Origin of the sequence: Paramaledivibacter caminithermalis DSM 15212, from assembly GCF_900142245.1 — a bacterium.
GTDB lineage: Bacteria > Bacillota > Clostridia > Peptostreptococcales > Caminicellaceae > Paramaledivibacter > Paramaledivibacter caminithermalis.
On record NZ_FRAG01000018.1, the window covers coordinates 1 to 18,957 of the forward strand.

17 protein-coding genes are annotated in these 18,957 nt (G+C 29.2%); 2 read left to right on the forward strand and 15 right to left on the reverse strand.

Annotated elements, in window-relative coordinates; all coding sequences use genetic code 11:
* The 12 genes from BUB36_RS08620 to BUB36_RS08675 form a co-directional block, all read right to left on the reverse strand.
* Positions 1-259, reverse strand: a 259-nt coding sequence (locus BUB36_RS08620; RefSeq protein ID WP_330390459.1) for a hypothetical protein, incomplete at its 3' end; no start/stop codon positions are given.
* Between the two features lie 17 nt (positions 260-276).
* Entirely contained in the window at positions 277-477 is a 201-nt protein-coding gene (locus BUB36_RS08625; RefSeq protein ID WP_084111875.1) for an STAS domain-containing protein, read from the reverse strand.
* Positions 449-2,482, reverse strand: coding sequence for a methyl-accepting chemotaxis protein (locus tag BUB36_RS08630; protein ID WP_073149048.1), 2,034 nt, complete (start codon positions 2,480-2,482; stop codon positions 449-451). Before BUB36_RS08630 ends, BUB36_RS08625 begins: the two co-directional genes overlap by 29 nt.
* Before the next feature lie 46 nt (positions 2,483-2,528).
* Entirely contained in the window at positions 2,529-2,753 is a 225-nt protein-coding gene (locus BUB36_RS08635; protein WP_073149050.1) for a hypothetical protein, read from the reverse strand.
* Between the two features lie 513 nt (positions 2,754-3,266).
* A complete protein-coding gene (locus BUB36_RS19090) occupies positions 3,267-3,407 on the reverse strand; it encodes a cyclic lactone autoinducer peptide (protein WP_084111877.1) in 141 nt (46 codons plus the stop codon).
* A gap of 5 nt (positions 3,408-3,412) precedes the next feature.
* Positions 3,413-4,036 carry an accessory gene regulator ArgB-like protein gene (locus BUB36_RS08645; protein ID WP_073149052.1) on the reverse strand — a complete coding sequence of 208 codons (624 nt, stop codon included), beginning with the start codon at positions 4,034-4,036 and terminating at the stop codon, positions 3,413-3,415.
* Complete coding sequence (locus BUB36_RS08650; protein WP_073149054.1) at positions 4,017-4,889, reverse strand: sensor histidine kinase; 873 nt, start codon at positions 4,887-4,889, stop codon at positions 4,017-4,019. The genes BUB36_RS08645 and BUB36_RS08650 overlap by 20 nt, the downstream gene beginning before the upstream one ends.
* Before the next feature lie 12 nt (positions 4,890-4,901).
* Entirely contained in the window at positions 4,902-5,369 is a 468-nt protein-coding gene (locus tag BUB36_RS08655) for a hypothetical protein (protein ID WP_073149056.1), read from the reverse strand.
* 219 nt (positions 5,370-5,588) lie between these two features.
* A complete protein-coding gene (locus BUB36_RS08660) occupies positions 5,589-6,530 on the reverse strand; it encodes an SH3 domain-containing protein (RefSeq protein WP_073149058.1) in 942 nt (313 codons plus the stop codon).
* Between the two features lie 191 nt (positions 6,531-6,721).
* A complete protein-coding gene (locus BUB36_RS08665; protein WP_073149060.1) occupies positions 6,722-7,771 on the reverse strand; it encodes a flavodoxin family protein in 1,050 nt (349 codons plus the stop codon).
* Positions 7,768-9,021: a lactate dehydrogenase gene (locus tag BUB36_RS08670; RefSeq protein ID WP_073149062.1), complete on the reverse strand. Its 1,254-nt coding sequence runs from the start codon at positions 9,019-9,021 to the stop codon at positions 7,768-7,770. Before BUB36_RS08670 ends, BUB36_RS08665 begins: the two co-directional genes overlap by 4 nt.
* Before the next feature lie 12 nt (positions 9,022-9,033).
* Positions 9,034-13,923 carry a nicotinate-nicotinamide nucleotide adenylyltransferase gene (locus BUB36_RS08675; RefSeq protein ID WP_073149064.1) on the reverse strand — a complete coding sequence of 1,630 codons (4,890 nt, stop codon included), beginning with the start codon at positions 13,921-13,923 and terminating at the stop codon, positions 9,034-9,036.
* Between the two features lie 233 nt (positions 13,924-14,156).
* Here BUB36_RS08675 and BUB36_RS08680 point away from each other — a divergent pair, with 233 nt between their 5' ends.
* On the forward strand, positions 14,157-14,564 hold the full coding sequence (locus BUB36_RS08680; protein ID WP_073149066.1) for a hypothetical protein: 408 nt from the start codon (positions 14,157-14,159) through the stop codon (positions 14,562-14,564).
* Positions 14,565-15,029: 465 nt separating this feature from the next.
* Positions 15,030-16,730 carry an ABC-ATPase domain-containing protein gene (locus BUB36_RS08685; RefSeq protein WP_073149068.1) on the forward strand — a complete coding sequence of 567 codons (1,701 nt, stop codon included), beginning with the start codon at positions 15,030-15,032 and terminating at the stop codon, positions 16,728-16,730.
* 151 nt (positions 16,731-16,881) lie between these two features.
* Here the strand turns inward: BUB36_RS08685 and BUB36_RS08690 are convergent, their stop codons facing one another.
* From BUB36_RS08690 to BUB36_RS08695, 3 genes are all read right to left on the reverse strand, one after another.
* Positions 16,882-17,151, reverse strand: a complete 270-nt coding sequence (locus BUB36_RS08690) for a hypothetical protein (RefSeq protein ID WP_073149070.1) — start codon at positions 17,149-17,151, stop codon at positions 16,882-16,884.
* A 12-nt stretch (positions 17,152-17,163) separates the two neighbouring features.
* Entirely contained in the window at positions 17,164-17,286 is a 123-nt protein-coding gene (locus BUB36_RS20365) for a hypothetical protein (RefSeq protein WP_278247813.1), read from the reverse strand.
* Between the two features lie 760 nt (positions 17,287-18,046).
* Entirely contained in the window at positions 18,047-18,904 is an 858-nt protein-coding gene (locus tag BUB36_RS08695; protein WP_084111879.1) for a YihY/virulence factor BrkB family protein, read from the reverse strand.
* Positions 18,905-18,957: the final 53 nt, after the last annotated feature.

The window sequence follows — 18,957 nt, forward strand, 5'->3', positions numbered from 1 at the left end:
AAATAAGCATAAAAATGTACTTAAACACTAAAAGACATGAAAAACCTTTTTGTTTATAGAAATTTGATTGCTTTAATAATGTACCAATTTTGTATTCTTTAAAGAAACTATCTATAATAGTTTTAATTTTTTTATCATCACCACATTTTTCTGATATAATAGTATTCATTAAGAACATTCCTTTCTGATATTTGGTTTGTGGTGAATCTATTATATCAAGAAAAGGGAATGTTCTTACTATATTTTTTGAATTTTTCATTCAAATCTCAGTTTTTTTCAATGATTTTTATGTGCGAAAGTTGAGTTATAAATTGACACTATTACTCCAAGTCCTGTACTATCAATAAAGGAACAATTGCTAAAATCTAAAGAAAAATACTTTTCACCTTTATCAGTTAATTTTATAAGCTTTTCTCTAAACTCAGAAGCTTCATCAACTGCAAAATTTTCAGGAATTAAAATGCTTGTTGTCTTCATCTATTTCACCCCTTATTTTGAATTTTTCTACAAGCTCATTTAAATTATTTGCCATAGCACTAATCTCTTCTGAAGTAGAAGCTAAATTTTGAACTATTGAAGTTTGTTCTTGAGTAGCAGCAGCAACTTGCTGGCTATTTGATGCTGTAGTTTCTGCAATAGTTGCAACAGAATCAATAAGTTTTATTATTTGATCAGAATCTGCAACTTCATCCTTTGTAGCCTCTACTATTTTCTCAATATCCTCTACTATTTGCTGGACTGCATCTATAATTTTAACAAAAGCTTTATCAGTATCCTTAGCTACTTTTACTCCATCTTCTACAGCGTGCTTGCTAGAATCCATTGATTTTACTGCTTTATTTATATGAATTACCATTTCGTTTATTAATGAAGATATTTCATTAGCTTCAATATTTGTTTGCTCTGATAGCTTGCGAACCTCATTGGCTACAACCGTAAAACCTCTGCCATGTTCCCCTGCTCTAGCCGCCTCAATAGAAGCATTTAATGCTAACAAATTTGTTTGAGCAGAGATATTGTTTATAGTATTAATTATACCACTAACCTTATTAGAAAGCTCATTCAATACCTGTAATATGTCTTCAGTTTCCAATGATACTTTTCTTATATTTTCAATGGCATCAATTGTATTTTTTAAACTAATACGTCCTTCCTTTGCAGCATTCATGGTATCATGGGAATTATTCTTTGCTATATTTGCTCTGTTTTGAGCTATTTGAATAAAACTTGAAAATTCAACTAGAACTTTAGAAGCTTCAACTACCAAGTCATTTTGTTTGTTTGCATTAGATGAAACTACCTGAGTATTATTAGCAATTTGTTCAGCTGATGCACTTATTTCTTCAGATGAAGCAACCATTTCATCAGAAACAGAAGCAAGTTCCTTAGAGCCTTTTCTAACATTATCTACAATATTTGATTGATGTTCGATCATTGTATTAAAATATTCACCTAATACTTGTATCTCGTCCCTTGTATTCAAATTAAATCTAACGGTTAAATCACCGTCACCTGCTTTTATCATTAAACTTTCCAAGGTTTTAATAGGATTTATTATGTTTCTACTTGAAAAAAAGCATGCTAATATCATTGAAATAATTACTGAAGCTGTAGCAATTAATATTGTGTTCCTCCTAATTCCAAATGCTGGAGCCATATATTCATTATAATTGGCAGTCACTACTACTATCCAATCAGATACAGAGGTAAAATTAACAAATTTTCTAACCCCTTCATATGTATAATATCCCTTACCTGTTTCACCTGCCTTCATTTTTTCTACAAGTTGCTTTAATTCAGTGTTATCTGTTTCTCCTAAGTTTTCTTCCATTTTTCCCTTTCCTTCGGGATGGTATACAAAATATCCCTTTTTATCAATCATATAGGCATACCCATTTTCGCCTACCTTTATTGTTGAAGCATATTTATAAATATTTTGAAAATCAATTGTTGCTGCTATTGCTCCAACAATTTTATTATTAATTTTTAAAGGATAAGCAATTCCCACTATTGGTTTATTTGAAACCTTAGATATTAATACATCACTTACGCCTTTTTTATCTTTTAAAGCATCTTGAATATATTCTCTATCACTTAAGTCTATACTATAGCTTATATCATCACTGCTTAAAATGCCTTTGCCTGATAAATCCGTAATAATCAGTTTTTCTATCTGATTACTATTTTCCTTTTGTAGCTTTGCTAAATATTTGAAAATTTGATCTTTTTCTTCATTATTTCCTAAAGCAAATTTTCCTAAATCTTCATTATGACTCAGCAGCATAACATATTTACTAACTGAATCCATAGCTTGATCCATAGATTCTGCAGTTTCTGTTGTAATATCCCCTAATTGCTGCTCTATCATTTGCTGTATTGAACTAGAAGTCATAATATATGAAATAGTACCTAAAGCAATACTTGAAAATGAAATAAATATGAAAAACATCAATACTAATTTTGTTTTTAAACTTGTCATCATGTATAACCTCCATTCTATCATCCTATGTTACATACACTATAAAATTCTAATGATGGTTAATGTTTTTTTGTATTATTAAAACATTTTTCTTTAATTCTATCTTATCTGCATTTTTATTATTCCCGTGACTGAATGCATTGGTTAAAGCTTCTGTCAGTATAAGCTTTACATCAAAGCTATCATAGGAAATATCAAATTCAGTAATAATTTCATCAATAACTTCTTTATATTTATCTAATCCATATAGAATGTATTGATTTCTTTTCATCATATAAATCCTCATCCCTTTACTTTACTTTATTTCTATTGCTATCAATGTACAATCATCCTATATTCCTTTTACATCAGTCAACATTTCATTTAAGCTATACTTTAGTTCACTTATAAATTTAGTTATTCTTGATATATTAAGCATTATATTCTTCAAGTTATGTAACTCCTATTTCATGTAAACAAGTAGGTCTATTTAGGTATATTTAATTACTCCTTGATATCTCAAGTATGTAAAAAACAGGAAAGCTATAATTATACTAACTCTAAACCCATGACTCTAAGTCTCAATGCTTATATAGTTTTACTTTCCATGATATTTTTATATCTTTATTGGCTCCATCTCGTATTATAGCATATCTTTTAAAGCTATTGGTATTAAAAATTCCTTGAAAATCCAAAAAACAAAACATGACAAGGAATACTTCCCTGTCATGTTTTTTAGATGTAATTTTCTCTAGCATTTTTCTTATATACTTGGTATCAATACATTCACCAAGCTTTAAATCTTAATTTATAAATCTCTCTTTATGCTTTCTGGAATATCTGGCTCATAAGTAAAAAGCATACTCTTAGTACTAACACCACTCATGGCTATTAATGTAAACAAACAAGCTGCTGATGATAATAGAAAAGCCTTTAAGTTTTTTAACATAATTACTATCCCCCCTTTATTTTAGATTTGTTCTTAATTAGTTTGAAGCTAATAAATCTATATCCTAATGGAGTTGCTAAGAAAAATGCTAGAATAACACCTAATAGGCATGATATTACATATTTAAATGTCCCTATATTGCTTAGATAACTACATACTAAAGCCCAAATCGTCAATAAAATAATTGTTTCAATTTTTATTTTTCTTCTTGTGATTTTATTTTTTATCTGCTTCTTTTCAGTGCCTGCAGGAATCCATAATATTGTAGCTATAACAGCCAATATATATACCAATAAAATTGATATTAAAATGTGTATAGTTTCTAAATTTATTATTTCTCCTGATACACCTGCTAAAAGCATTATAAAAATACTAAAAAAATAGCATCTTTTATAGGTATTAGCATGACTACCTCCGATAATCCTTCTAAAAATAATAAATGATATGGATACAAATACTGTGGACTTAAAGATATTTAAACAATATGCAAGGATTAATATGCTTATTGTTTGTATTGAGGTTCCTAAAAAAACCTCAAGTCCATAGGAAATTATTTCTCTCCTTTTGTCATCATATTTTAATTCCCTAACTATATAATTTGAAATATTATCAGCTAATTTTTTTATCATAATTTTCTACCTTTCCAGGCAATTTAATAGTAGCTACCACTGTGCCAAGATTTGTATTTTTTATATCTATATTACCTTCATACTTGTCCACAATTTTCTTGGAAATATATAGTCCATATCCTCTTCCTGGAGAAGACTTGGAGGTATTGCCTTGTTTAAAGAGATTATTCATAATGGTTTCTTCTATTTGACCCGTGTTTTCAATTTGAAATACGTAATTATCCTCATAATAGTTAATAATCAATTTTATCCATTTTTTACCTTCTGCCATTAATGCAGCTTCTATTGCATTTTCAAATAAATTAGAAAACAAACTGCATAAATCCCAAGACGGTATTTCCATATCCTTTATTTGCTCTTTGCATTTAACGTAAAAGAATATCCCTTTTTTGCGAGCTATTTCCCTTTTGACATTAATTAATGCTGTAAGGGCAGGATGTCCTACCTTTATAATTTCACAATTGAATCTATAATTTTCAGATATGCCCTTTAAGTACTTAGACAATTCTTTATATTCTTCTAGATAGACCAGTGCATTTATAGATTGTATATGAGTCAGATAATCATCTCGTTGAGATTTTAATAAATTTATCAATTCCTCTGTACTTTCCATATTAGCTTTTATTAATTTGAATTCTGCTTCTTTTTTTTCATAATAGCTAAATTTTTTCAAGGAAATAAACATTAGAACAGTTGTTACAGCTATTACAATCATAAGAACATAATTTAAAAATATATTCTCTCTAATCATATTTAAAGTAACTGAGTTAAGTATGAAATAGTCAAGTATAATTATAACCATTGACTGAAACAACATGGTTAAAATAATTATGTATTTGTTTCTATTTTTCAAAATTACCACCTTCTAATCATTAATATCACATAAAAATAAATTTTTTCTCTTAATAGCAATCAATAGAATTAATGATACTAAAAAAATAGGTATATTGGCTAAAATTAATTTCATAGAACTATAGTATAAGTCAGTCATTTTAAACTCAAAAATAACACCAATGGTTGGTAGTATAGTGCTTTGTATTATTCCTTGTGATAAAATTCCTATTAATACTGGAATTATAGCTTTATAATATTTAATTTTTAAAAATATCATTACTAATAAATATAATGAAATAGCTTGCATTATTGTATGAAATCCAAAATATATATTAACCATTCTTACAAATAAGGCAACTACAGATTGAATACCTCCAATAACTAGAAACCTTGATAATTTTATATCTCTAATATTTGAAAGATTAAAACCCAACAAAAGTATAAATACAGCATCTGGAAAAGATACAAAAGCTGCAACATATACATAATCTAGCAACATATAATTCCCCCTATAAATTTCACACACCAATAATTTATATCTTCAATATCTATATCTATTATACACAAATTATCGCAAAAATGTTGTCAAAATTTGTATTTTGTGTAATTTTTTTTTAAAGTTTTTTCCATATCCTTTTATATAGAGATTTTTTTTACTATTTTCAAGCAAAAAAACCTATTAATTAAACTAATTTAGTTTAATTAATAGGTTTTTTTATCAGTCATCAATATCTATTCCTTCAAAAACATCCTTCGCACTATAACCTGTTCCTTTGATTTTATCAAAGTTTTCTATTTCAAACCAGCCCTTTAGCCCATTTTCCTTTTCTACTTGACACCATCTTTTGTTATCACTATATAGTAAAGTTACTTCCTCTCCTACCGTTAGGGCTGCTATCATTTCATTTTCAGTTGTAGATTTTAATAAAGGTATGCTTTTCAAAACCTTCACCTTATGATTCATTTCATATAACTCTTTAGGTTCATTTACAAGCACATGGGCTTCTGAAAGCTTGTATTTATCTCTGTAGGACCATGAACAAAGAACATTAGCCTTTGAATATGTAGTTAAAGTACCATCACCATGTATCATTATATCATCAATATGCCCTTCAATCTCACCTATATGTATTATATTATCTATACTGTATCTATAAAAGCTAGTCTTTGGATTTTTATCATTTCCCAATTCACTTACAGCAATTTCCTTTATATTATCTTCAATATCAATATCCACCACTTTAAAATCATAATCCACATTTACTCCTATACTAGTTATAGAAATATCATTTATAGATAATCTATAGTATTTAGTATCTGTACATTCAAGTTTAATAATGTCTTGATTCCCATTATTATTCAAATCTGCATCTAAAACCTTTGTTTTTTTAATATCTTCATTATTAAAAAACTGTCCTTTTTGAAATAACTTTATTTCATTAGTTAACCTATCAATCTTTAAATCATTTTCCTTAGCTGCTTCAATGAGTTCATTGTTCTCCTTTTTAAGCCTCTCGTTATCTTTTGCCAATTTTTGTATCTGATCTTGTAGCAGCCTGTTATCCGACTCAAGATTTTTCATGGCACTTTTTATGTTGTCATTGGAACATGATGTCAATAGAAAAACAGTCATCAAAGTAAATATCAAATATTTTCTCATTTCCCATCACCTAAAGTCTATTATAATTTATTTTATATCAAATTAGTAGTTCTATTTTTGGCGATTTTCTTAAAAGTTTCTTAATAAAAGATTTAATTCGAAGACTTTATTATATAATAGACGATTTTATTATGGAAAAAGTTTCATGAAAAATGTAAAATTTGTTAAACTCATCTTTCTCTTTTACCTATCTATGCCTTAGTCTCACTCATAATAATGTTAGCAAATTCCTTTGCCTTTTCATTAATACCCTCTACCTTCATTATTTCACCTGGATCATTTGCTATAGCCATTATAGCAAAGTATGGAGGTAATCTGAAGCCTTTATTAATATTTAAAGCTCCAATTAATTGCTTTGCCACAGAATCAGAACCAGAATTTCCAGATACTATTACTCCAAATAACGTTTTTCTATTAAGCTTAATTCGCCTATAGAGTACAGTCATCCTATTTATTATTGCCATTAGTTTTGCAGATATAGCGTCATTGTAATTTGGGCATATCCATATTACAGCATCTGCCCTTTCAATTGCTGGTAAAATTTCCTTAGTAATCATTCCACCATAAAAGCAGGAATTTTGCTTACTGTAGTGCATACATGTGGTATAGGAACAGCCCTTGCAGTCTACTATAGTTCCATTTTCAACATGGTATTCTTCAATATCACAATTTTTAAGATGTTCTTTAGTCATATTCCATAACATTAAAGTATTGGATGTTACATGAGAGCTGGCATGCAGTGCTACAATCCTAGGTCTATTTATAAGCCTTGGTATATCATCTATAAGGTTCATACCCAGCTTTCTACATAATTCCAGACTAATCTCATCCAGGGACAAGTTTAAACATTTTTGCCATGTCCTAAAATTTTTCAAATCCTTTATAGCTTCTATCAATGGATGTCCTGGAAAACGACATCCCATTTGGTTAGCTTTAAAAATTATATCCTGTGCTGTACTTTTAGTATATAATTCGTTGGAACTATGGATTATTAAAACAGCATTTGATCCATAAAGGGCATCTCTTCCTCTTTTAGATAGTTTCGATAATATTTGGAAAACAGGAATGTTATAGCCTAAATTATCAAGCTCCACAGCAAAAACTATTTTCTTATTTCTCAAATCTGGCATATTAATATCATCATCAATTATATAAGTATTTATTCCTTCAGTAGCTGCTTTAACCATTTTTGAAAGTCTATCAGATATCTCACCTGGCATAATCAAAAATAATTTTTTCATATAATACTCTCCAGTTTTTTATAGGTTTCTTCTAAGCGACCTAATAATGCCTTTGGTAAAGTTAATCGTTCTATTTCTGTCCCTGTAGCAAGCAGTCTATTCTTTGCTCCCATAAAAACTCCACCCATATATGTTGTACTATAGTGCCAATCTCCCTTAATAGTTGATATTAAAGATAAACTTCCCGACGATAGGGCTGGAGCGATGTAGGGCTTAAATCCAGTTTCTCTAACATCTAGATTTGCCTCCCTTGCTTTTCTGGTAAGATACATAGAAATATCTGGATTATAGTTTTCTATACTATCAGCAATGATAAGTCCATCACCGTGGGGACCATATGCTCTTCCTTCCTTTATATAATGGGCAGTTTCTGTGTTTAAAGCTGCATAATAGGCTGCACGAGCATGCATAACTCCAAGCCCATATCCCCTTATTTGCTCTGGTGCCAATCCTTCATAGTCCATTTCTCCATTTTCATTGGTATTACTACTTATAAAAACTGATTTGCATAGTAAATCCACAGGATCTGATACTACTGCAAATATACCTTTAAATCCAGTTTTTCTTGCCATTTTCCCATAATTAGCCAGGACCTTTGAATTTCCTTGAAGCTGAATCATTCTAACATCCTTTACATTTTCACCAACTGGAGGTACTCCCACACTGGCACAAAATACAAACATATCACAATCAAAAAGCTCTTCAAGGTCGATTCCTTTAATATTGGGATAGAGTCTTTCATCAAAGGCTGAAAGTATTTGATTTGCTTCAAGAACCCATCTCCTTTTTTTATTATCTCCTCTATCATATATTCCAATCTGGGAAATATAATCTCCACCTAATAATCTAAGTCCCGTAACTAAAATTCCTCCGACATCTCCAAGTCCTAGAACATTAACCCTCCATTTCGATGGCTTTAAAGGTAATGAATACTTGAGTAGGTCCCTCCAATTCCGATACTCAGTATTTATGCAAGCGACCCTTCTATGACTTATCTTATCTAATATCCACTTAGGCAAAGTATAGCCCGATAATTCATTCTTTTTTAAAAGATTGAGTCCCTCCTCCTCTATAAATAGTAGAGAAGGATCCGATATACAAAAGCTTCTTCTTGACTTTAAAGGCTGCATTTTCTTTAAAAAGTAGATTATATCCTTGCTCTCCATAGCAGAACTTTCACTTATTTCTTCTAAATTATCATACTTAATATTAGAAAAAAGTATTCTGTTATCTAGCTTATAATAGAACATCTTTCATCTCCTCTACTCATTACATATTGTATATTTGAGACGGTCTAAAAGTGTCAGGTCGTTTTTTAAATAATGGGATGGATTAAGTTTTAGGTCATAATTCATATTTTCTCCATGATCAGGACATCTTGGAGAAATAAATACCTCTCCTAAATGTGCCAAGGTCAAGCTTCTCTCATTTATCTTCTGATATTCTGCTTCTAAAACCGTTAATATCTCTATGGAATTTTCTATGCTAACCCTTGATAGGTTATATATTGCCTCATTAGAAGTTTCTTTAATAAAGGTTGGAGAGGTATATGGCAGTATTAGGTTGATTGATGGAACTAAATTTCTTTTAGGATAAACACCTCTCCAAAGGGTATCTCCACCTATAAATGGATACATTGCACTCTCATTAAACCATACCTTTAACTTAGGTATAAAATAAGCAAAATCGACTTCCCTATCTTGAATATCCATAAGCTCCTTTCCTCGTCCCGAAAGTATCCCCACAAAAATCTTTTTAACTTCTACATTAACCTTCTTGAGTATTGGATCAAGGGCTTTTATTCTATATCCTTTATGTAATAAATCATCCACTAATATCAGTGGCCTATCAAAGGATTTAATCATTTTAACCTGATTTTCCAAATTCATATAATATGGATAAGCCCTTATTTCATAGTCCTTTATATAGGGCCAAAAATATTTTTCTGTGTGCATAGATTTAGTTACAGTATTTGGTATTATATAACCCTTTAGTATTTGTCCAAATGGAACACACATATCTTTACCTAGTTTTCTAGGAATACTAGGAGTAATAGGAACTCCATTTTCATCACATATTTTTTTTATAAGATTCTCATAAACCATTTGTTTATCAATAGCGAGTACAAGATTACCAGGATAAAGTTTAACTATAGCCCTTTGGAGTCTTTTTCTACATCGATTAATAGCAGCTATGACCTTTGAATTGCTGACAAAGGGTTCTTTTATAAAGGTTTCAACCCCTAGATATAAGGTACATGGTGCTATCATATTCACTGTAAAAACTGGATTATTCCTATCGCAATCAGGTATCATTTGAAATCCTTGAAGCTCTAAGTCTTCATGTAATGTATTACAATTATACCCACTTATTACATTTCTAAAAATTCCATAGGTATAATCCTTTGCCAGAGAAAAAGCAAGTGTTTCTGTAAGTATAATCTGTTCTAAATTAGGAAAGCTTATGTCTTTATCAACAAATATTCCATCAATAACAATAATTCTACCTACATAATTATTACGTATATATTCCGATACAGTATTGTCTTGAAATTCTTTGAATAGAGTAGTAGAACGTATCCAATGAAAAATTGAAAAACCTAGTATTTTACCATTATTCTTTATATCTCTTAGAATCATAACCCTTGGCCACAGCTTTTTTGAAATGTTTTTCAATATATCATAGGATTTTTCATTGTATTTTAATAAAAATGCTGTAAGCTGAATAAGTAAATTTTCTGAAATATCATCTACAACCTCTACAGAAATAGATTTAGTTTGAATAAGAGTCTTATATTGGGGTTCTCTTCTATATAAACCATTTTCATAGATATACTTTTGTACAAGAGGGTCAACTAAGCTGGATATATCTCTATTTTGGTCTATGTAGTTCCTAATCTGTGTAGAGCTTATGTCCTCATATTGAAGGGACAAGCTTAATCTTATTACATTCCCTTTAATTTTATCAATTATTTTATTAAGTTCTAGGTCACTATGCTTTGAACTGTAAAGATTTTTTCTATTAAATATAAGATGAGAAAAGGATAGAATAGAACCTTCTTCATCTTTTTTATATGCTGATGCATTAAGTATTACATCACTTCCAGCTGCAATGTAAATATCCATATTTTGAAAAACGTTGCGCAGTTTTTGAAGATCTTTGTTATTGGCAATATTTATTTGAATATCGCTAGGAAACAAATATATACCTAATTCATCGGCAATAGACATCCTAATGATGTTTCTTCTAATCAAATTAGGCTGGGTTCTTTTTGACCATGAAAATTCGTCTATGGCTAAATATACTTCAAAACCTAAATTTCTTATTTCCTTGGCAATTTCCTTATGGCTTAAGGAAAATGGGTCAAAGCTTCCAGGAAAAAAAGCAATTTTCCTTTGCTCTTTAAGCATTATAGGACCATTGTAAAATTTATAATCTGAAATAAATCTATAAATATGATTTAGTCCAGCAGAATTTGTTAAAAAGTATAATTCTTTAGTCTCTTTTCGATTTCCTAATAACGTAAGAAGCTTTTTAGCAATAAGTTTGAATATGTTATTTTTCTCCTCTAGACATAATTTATTGGAACCAAAAATATCTATACCAATAACACTAAAGGCTACTTGTCTAACCTGGATATTGTTATTTACTAATCCATTCAATAGTATACCTAACATTTTTATATATCTATCATTATATGCCTTTTCGGATTCAATAAAAAAATCCCGATATTTTGGATAATTTTCTATACATATACCAATTGTCTTTAGTAAAAGTGATATAACCTTTGGACTAGACTGCCTTATTTTCTCTATAAAATCTGTTATTAATTCATCTAGCTCAATAGGCTGCAAATAAAGCATAAGTCTTCCAAGATAATTAGGTATATATTTTGTAAATTGATATCCTTCTATTTCCAAAGCCCTTAAAAGCTCTACTATAATATCATTCCTTTGATCAAAGGGCAGGTTAGGTACTATCTTAATTAAAGCTTCTCCACTTTTGTTTCTTACATTTTCACTGGCGCTAACTTTAAGAAGATTACAAAAATGCATTGCAGTATGTATGCCCATATTTTCTAGATTTTTTAATGTATACTCCATTATAAGCTCTACTTGGTATTTCTTCATTACCCAATCCGTTGCAGTCTTAAGATTACTTAAAAACATGCTTGGTATCTTTTCTTCATCCCTCAGACAAAATTCTTCATATTCTTCAATTATACTTTTATCCAATTCAAGAAGTTTAGCAATTTTTAGCTTTAAAAAGTTCTCTACAGCAAGCTGAGAATATTCTACATTAGAACAAAAATCATTTATAATATAGTTTAATGCATTAGAATCTTTATTGAGTTTTGGTATTAAATTACATGCAATTTCAAGGGCTAATAATCTTAAATCATCGTTTAGTCCATAGACATTATCCTTTATATAATATATTAATACCTGTATTTCTTCATCTTCACACTCATGTATTGGTATATATTTTGCTGCATTCATTAAATTCAACTTGAATTGGTTGCTTTGCTGCTTATCTTCCCTATAATATTTAAGCAACACTCTTATAAAATCCTTAGTTTGATGCTTTGGACAGTTAGAAAACAATGAAGCCACCATTGGCTTTATACTATTACCAATCCATCTCTGATGAGCCTGAATAATCTGTCTACTAGGAAATAAAAATAATCTCAAATAGTCATCAAATAACTCATGGGCAGCATATCCAGGAGGTTCTAGTTCAACATTTTCTGGTACTTCTTTTCTATATACCTCATCAAAGGTAGCAATCAATGCTCCTATAATTTCAGCACATTGTATTCTAATATCATCCTCTGGATGAACTAATTGCTCATATAAAAATCTTATAGTTATTAGTTTTTGTTTTTGAGTCAGATATGTTGAATATTCTTGAAAAATGTTTAGATATCCTCTTAAATTATTGGAGTCTTCTTCACTTCTTGCCATTTCTATTATAGAATTTAATGAGAATTCATCCCTCAGCTTGTACATTAGATTTATATTATGGGTTATAGAAAGATACTTAAGATTTTCAATTATCTCTTCTCCTTGCATTAAAGAATAATATTTTTTCTCTATCTCTGGTTTCTTGCAAGGTCTTATATTAGATTTTATATCTACATCTATTCCCAAATCTAACATATAGTCTTCAAAATCTTTAAGCTTAGCATAAACCCTTGAGTATCTTTTTTCCTTTGCCTTATCAAGATTATCTAATTTATTTAATACTACATTGAAGGATTCTTCAAGACTATATATATGCATTTTATTTCCTTTTTTCTTGACTCTAAAATCTGAATATATTAATATAAGATTTTCAAGAGATAGATTTTCAACCTCTAAATCCCATGTCGAATGATTAATTGCAATATTTCTTATATATACAATATTATGCTTTTTAAACCATACATCAGTATAGTAATAATGAAGATAGGGAACTCTTTTTACTTCTGCCCCCTTACAACCAAACTTCCCTATATCATGTCCAGCTGCTGCTCCTGAAACCCTTCCTAAATCTACTGCTACCCCCGCTTCCTTTAATTGTCTTGCAATAAAAAGGGCCAAATAATGTACTCCAGAAATATGATGCAGAGAGCTGTATCCCATAACATCTTGGTTTAACTTCATCATCTCATATATATACTCATCTTCAAAGGCTTCTTTAAATAGCTTATACTCCTCGATACTTTCAAGTTCATTCTCTTCTTCATCACTTAAAAATTCAAGAGGATATTTGCTTTCCCAACTATCTCCCTTTGATATTTTTTGAATTTCTAATACAACCCTTAATGCTTCTAGGTATAATATGCAAGCATTGCTTAAGCTATCATAAAGTCTTATAGTTACTGCATCAGGAAAGGATTTGCTAAGGGCATATTGATAAATATAAAAAAGCAAGTCATCAGGTAGTTTCCTCTTTATTAATGGATCCATTAATTCCTTACATAAATCTAGTACTGCTTTACATGAATAATCATTATGTATAACTATTTTATTAATATTATCTTTAAATCCATCTGAATTAATATAATTTTTAACTATATTTGTTGATAATGAGATTTTATTTAATAAGTCCTTTTCCAAAAGCTTGTCAGAAATTTTCTTATACAACTCATTGGTTAGAGAATTGGTCATTTTCTTCCTCCTTATCCTTTGTATATGCACCATAAATTTCTAGTATTATTATATCATGTTTTAGAAAATAATGATTTCCTTAGTACAACTCATTGTGGTAGTTTCTATGACAGGAACTTTAAAAATTAGTAAAGGTTTAGAATCCTTCACATTTTTTTCATCTATACATATTATGATATTGTATCGGTTTCATTATGTTTCACTAGATATTTATGTTAAAGGAGAGTGTAAAAGTGTATCAATATGATGACAATTATATGTACTACTGTGAAAGGGAAGCGGAAAGAATGTATCCTGAAATATATCATAAGTTATCACCATATGTGAAAAAAAAGTGTGAGGAATATGACAATGAACATAATCAAATGATGAATCCATTCCCAAATAAACAAATGGTTGAGCAAATGGTAGATGAGATACAGGAGGAGTATAAAAAGGATTATGGAGATATAGAAAATCCTGAAGAAAACTATAAACTCACAAGATATAATGGATACCTTGGAAGAGATTTAATAACTATATTATTACTTGAAGAATTATTAGGCAGAAGACGTAGAAGACATAGACGTAGACCTAGAAGATTCTATGGAGGATACGGCGGCTACGGTGGCTATGGCGGTTATCCATTCTTTGGCTATTAAAAAATAATACCATATTTATAGATTTCCCATAGTAAAACTTAATTTATACATATCAAAATATCCAGAGTTTTTGAGGATTTTTGATATGTATAAATTAATTGTTTTACTGGAATATCTATAATATCTATAGCCTATATATCATCATAAATATTTACATCTAAAAAAATTTTATTTTGATTTTCCTTCTATAATTATTTGAAGAAATTGCATAATACATTTAAAGAATTTTGGGATGCAAAATGTAGTAGAAAGAGTCAAGAAAGCTATCTGCATATTGTATTTCAAAATTATTAGTGTTAATTATGCAAGTTTCTCATTTAGCTAACAGTTAAATGCTGGTGGCTGTTTTTTTGTTGAAATAAGATTTTAGAATCTTAGCTTCTTGATTATACATATATATATAGTATAATGGAATAAAATAAAGTCAAAATATTCATTTATTATAATGCTTTAGGAGGTAAAGTTTTGAGAAGTCATAAGGATTTGCATAACAAATTATTACAAATTGATGGTAAAGGCTATAAGTCTTATAAAGAAATTAGCGGTCAATATGAGTTTGATAATTATATATTATCTATAGATTCTGTTCAAGGCGATCCCTTTGCATCGCCTTCTAAGGGAAGAATAATAGTATATCAAGACGTGGCTAAATTTCCTGCAAATTTATTTGATAAAGCCCATAAAAATACGGCTGTATGTGATTTTCTTACTAGACTTTTTCATCATAGCATACATAAATATTATAATAGGGTTAATGGTTCTGGAAAAAGCGGATTATTATTTATAGACAAGCCAGGCCAAGAAATACTCCGTAGAACCTCAGTAATTATAGATGACAAAGCCTTAGAAGCAAGATTCGAGGTAGGTCTGCCTGCTGCTGGAAGAAGGATTTTAGCTAGAGAAGCTATAAAAATATTTTTTACCGCTTTACCAAAAATTGTTGAAAACACCCTATATTATAAGAATATTAATGCATCTACTTTAAAGAAACATGTTGATTTAGCAGTAGATCAATATTATTTAAGAAATGAATTAAAGAAAAAAGGTTTAATAGCATTTATTGCAAATAACTCTATCTTACCTAGGGAAACTGGAATTTCTGACAAGCCCCTGACTAAAGGTGCTGCAGCCTTCATAAGTCCCAAAAATCTAGAAGTTGAATTAATTTTACCTAACAAGGGTAAAATCACAGGAATGGGTATTCCTAAAGGTATTACTTTAATCGTTGGTGGGGGCTATCATGGAAAATCTACAGTTCTGAAGGCATTAGAAAGAAGCGTATATGATCATATTGAAGGTGATGGCAGAGAATTTGTAATCACTATAGATAATGCTGTGAAAATACGGTCTGAAGACGGTCGTAGAGTTGAAAAAGTCGATATTTCTCCCTTTATAAACAATCTCCCAAATGGTCAAGATACTGAGAAATTTTCAACAGAAAATGCCAGCGGCAGTACTTCTCAAGCTGCTAATATAATGGAAGCCATTGAAATAGGTACTGACCTTTTACTAATCGATGAAGACACCTGTGCTACCAATTTCATGGTTAGAGATAAGAAAATGCAAAAGCTTGTTGAAAAAGACAAAGAACCTATAACGCCTTTTATAGATAGAGTAAGATATCTGTACGAGAATCTAAATATATCAACTGTTATGGTAGCTGGTAGTTCTGGTGAATATTTTAATGTAGCAGATAACATAATAATGATGGATAAATATGTACCATATGATGTCACCGATAAGGCAAAGGAAATAGCTGAACATGAAAACTATAATAAAAACAATAAATCCTTTAATAATAATTGTCCTTCAAGAATACTTCTATCTTCAAGTTTTCCAAAAACTCATAGAGGTATAAAAATAAAAGCTAAAGGTCTAAATACAATTATATATAACAAAACTGAGATAGATCTAAAATATTTGGAACAACTGGTAGATAGTAGTCAAACCAATTGCATTGGTGTTATTATTCAGTATATAGCAAAAAACTTTTCCCATAGTGAAATGACTATTTCTAGTATTGTTAACAAAGTATATAAGACCATTGAAAATAAAGGTCTAGATTCAATATCTACATTTACAGGACACCCAGGAAACCTAGCCTTGCCTAGAAAACATGAGATAATAGCTGCTCTAAATAGGTTTAGGCTTTTAAGAATAAAATGAATATTTACTAGCTTTGGAGTTATGTTAAACATTTTATTTTTATAAAAAAATCGAAAGAACATAATGTTCTTTCGATTTTTTTATAAAATACAGACCTTATAAATAAAATCTTTAAGCACCCTTTAAGTTTTTATATTTTATAGATATCTTACTATCCCATATAATCATGCATATGGTAATTAGTTAATACCTTATTTCTATCTTCCAATACTTCTTTTATTCTTTGAGCCTGCTTTGCTTTTTTTATCATCATTTCTCTTTGCTTATCTTTATCCTTTTTAACAGAAATATTTATATTAAAATGACCTATATTCATTGCCATATTAACTAATAACATCCTTATATCCTCCTCTACAACATAATTATTTTGTCTTAAAACACCTTTATTACTTGCTTTATCTATAGTCATATATTGACTCATATTATCATCTCCTTAAAAACATATTTCATCTCTAATATTAATATTAGTTTGAATACATATTTGTTCAACAAATTTTTGTGTTCTCCCATCTTTAATTATTAATAATCGTTTTTCATATTTTATAAATTTAATCATAATTAAAACCACCTCCATGATTAATACTGCCTATGTCTCCACCTTAGCTAATTTCTAATCACCATCATCTTTTTTACCTCCTTATGTACAGAATATCTATATAATCAACTTATTATAAAGTTGTCTGCATTACTTTATTGAGTAAAGACGTCTTGCAACGCATTTTAGTTTTAAGTTCATATTCCAAATTTTAATGTCATTCTTTTAGGTCTAAAAACCTTAATTCATGATTTTAAAATTTTACTGTTAATAGCTTGCTTTTTCTCTCTGTTACTTAAATTTACTTGAATTCGAACATGCAATTTCTTGCAAAAAATTTTAAATTTTAAGGCAATAAAAAAACATAGGCATTAACACCTATGGTATGATTTTAGTGCACAACTATATCAATAAAGTGACATCATATAATTTTTAGCTGCAAAATTTTTTGATATGCAATAATAAAAGCCATAGGCATGTTATACACAGTCTATGACTCCAATATTTTATCTATCATTAAACTATTAAGATCATTTAGCAAGGTAAAATACCTAGACCTTCTGGAGACATAAGTCGTGCATAATAAATATTGAATTTTGACATCTATTAAATAACCCTTTCATATTAAATAACATCTATACACGACCTCCTTTTAGATAATTTTTTACATAATAATTATTCCATATTTTTCTTTTTCAATTATATGTTATATTGGTTAAAATTACAACTAGATTTTCATTTTGTAATATAAGTGTAATATTTTCTTTCAAATGATTACTAACTAAGCATTTATTTCCTCTTTTTTATTCAATTCTTGATAAATACTATATAAAGAATTCATTTCTCCTCCTAAAATTAAAATAATTCCACTTAGATACAGCCATATCATAAGAATTATTATAGTAGTCAAACTACCATAGACTATTGTATAATTCCTAAAGTTATTTACAAAATATGAAAATCCAATTGATATAGCAATCCATCCAATGATAGCAAAAATAGTCCCAGGAACTATTTCTTTAAATTTTAAATTTGTATTTGGAGCCACTAAGTATAAGGACCCTAATACTAAAAAAAGTATAAATATTATAATAAACCATCTTAAATAATACCAAAGCTTGATAGCAAGGCTTGTTAACCCAACAAATTTAGATAACCACAATAAAAAATCCATTCCCATGTTAGGTATAGTCAAGGCTAATACTATCGAAAGTGCCACTAATACGGTAAATAACATAGCAAGAAGTCTCTTTTTAAGAAATCCTCTTGTTTCTTGAACATCATACGCATTGTTTAATCCATTTATTAATGCGTTGACTGCTCTTGACGCTGACCAAATAGTTGCTAAAATTGAAATTGACAACACATTTATACTTCTAGTAGGCAGATAAGCCTCTACATAATCATTAATAACTATTATCGCTTCCTTAGGTACTACCTTAGACAAAATATTAAAAGCACCATGAAGTGATATGGAAAAATGACTTAAAATAGCTATAAGAAAAATTATAAATGGGAAAAGGGATAGCAAAAAAAAGTATGCTAATTGTGCTCCATAGGCAGAAATATTATGATACTTAAATCTGCCTATTATTTCCTCCAACATAAATAGCAAAATCCTATTTTGTGTTTTAGACATGCCCCTGCCTCCAAAGCTTTATTTGATAATATGTATTATTTTAAAGCTTGTTT

Coding starts and splice junctions, on each gene's coding strand:
- BUB36_RS08665 (WP_073149060.1), bottom strand. CDS start 7,771: ATGAAAAAATTATTTTTGATTATGCCAGGTGAGATATCTGATAGACTT.
- BUB36_RS20365 (WP_278247813.1), bottom strand. CDS start 17,286: ATGATTAAATTTATAAAATATGAAAAACGATTATTAATAATTAAAGAT.
- BUB36_RS08630 (WP_073149048.1), bottom strand. CDS start 2,482: ATGATGACAAGTTTAAAAACAAAATTAGTATTGATGTTTTTCATATTT.
- BUB36_RS08655 (WP_073149056.1), bottom strand. CDS start 5,369: ATGTTGCTAGATTATGTATATGTTGCAGCTTTTGTATCTTTTCCAGAT.
- BUB36_RS08675 (WP_073149064.1), bottom strand. CDS start 13,923: ATGACCAATTCTCTAACCAATGAGTTGTATAAGAAAATTTCTGACAAG.
- BUB36_RS19090 (WP_084111877.1), bottom strand. CDS start 3,407: ATGTTAAAAAACTTAAAGGCTTTTCTATTATCATCAGCAGCTTGTTTG.
- BUB36_RS08625 (WP_084111875.1), bottom strand. CDS start 477: ATGAAGACAACAAGCATTTTAATTCCTGAAAATTTTGCAGTTGATGAA.
- BUB36_RS08670 (WP_073149062.1), bottom strand. CDS start 9,021: ATGTTCTATTATAAGCTAGATAACAGAATACTTTTTTCTAATATTAAG.
- BUB36_RS08690 (WP_073149070.1), bottom strand. CDS start 17,151: ATGAGTCAATATATGACTATAGATAAAGCAAGTAATAAAGGTGTTTTA.
- BUB36_RS08660 (WP_073149058.1), bottom strand. CDS start 6,530: ATGAGAAAATATTTGATATTTACTTTGATGACTGTTTTTCTATTGACA.
- BUB36_RS08635 (WP_073149050.1), bottom strand. CDS start 2,753: ATGATGAAAAGAAATCAATACATTCTATATGGATTAGATAAATATAAA.
- BUB36_RS08695 (WP_084111879.1), bottom strand. CDS start 18,904: ATGTCTAAAACACAAAATAGGATTTTGCTATTTATGTTGGAGGAAATA.
- BUB36_RS08645 (WP_073149052.1), bottom strand. CDS start 4,036: ATGATAAAAAAATTAGCTGATAATATTTCAAATTATATAGTTAGGGAA.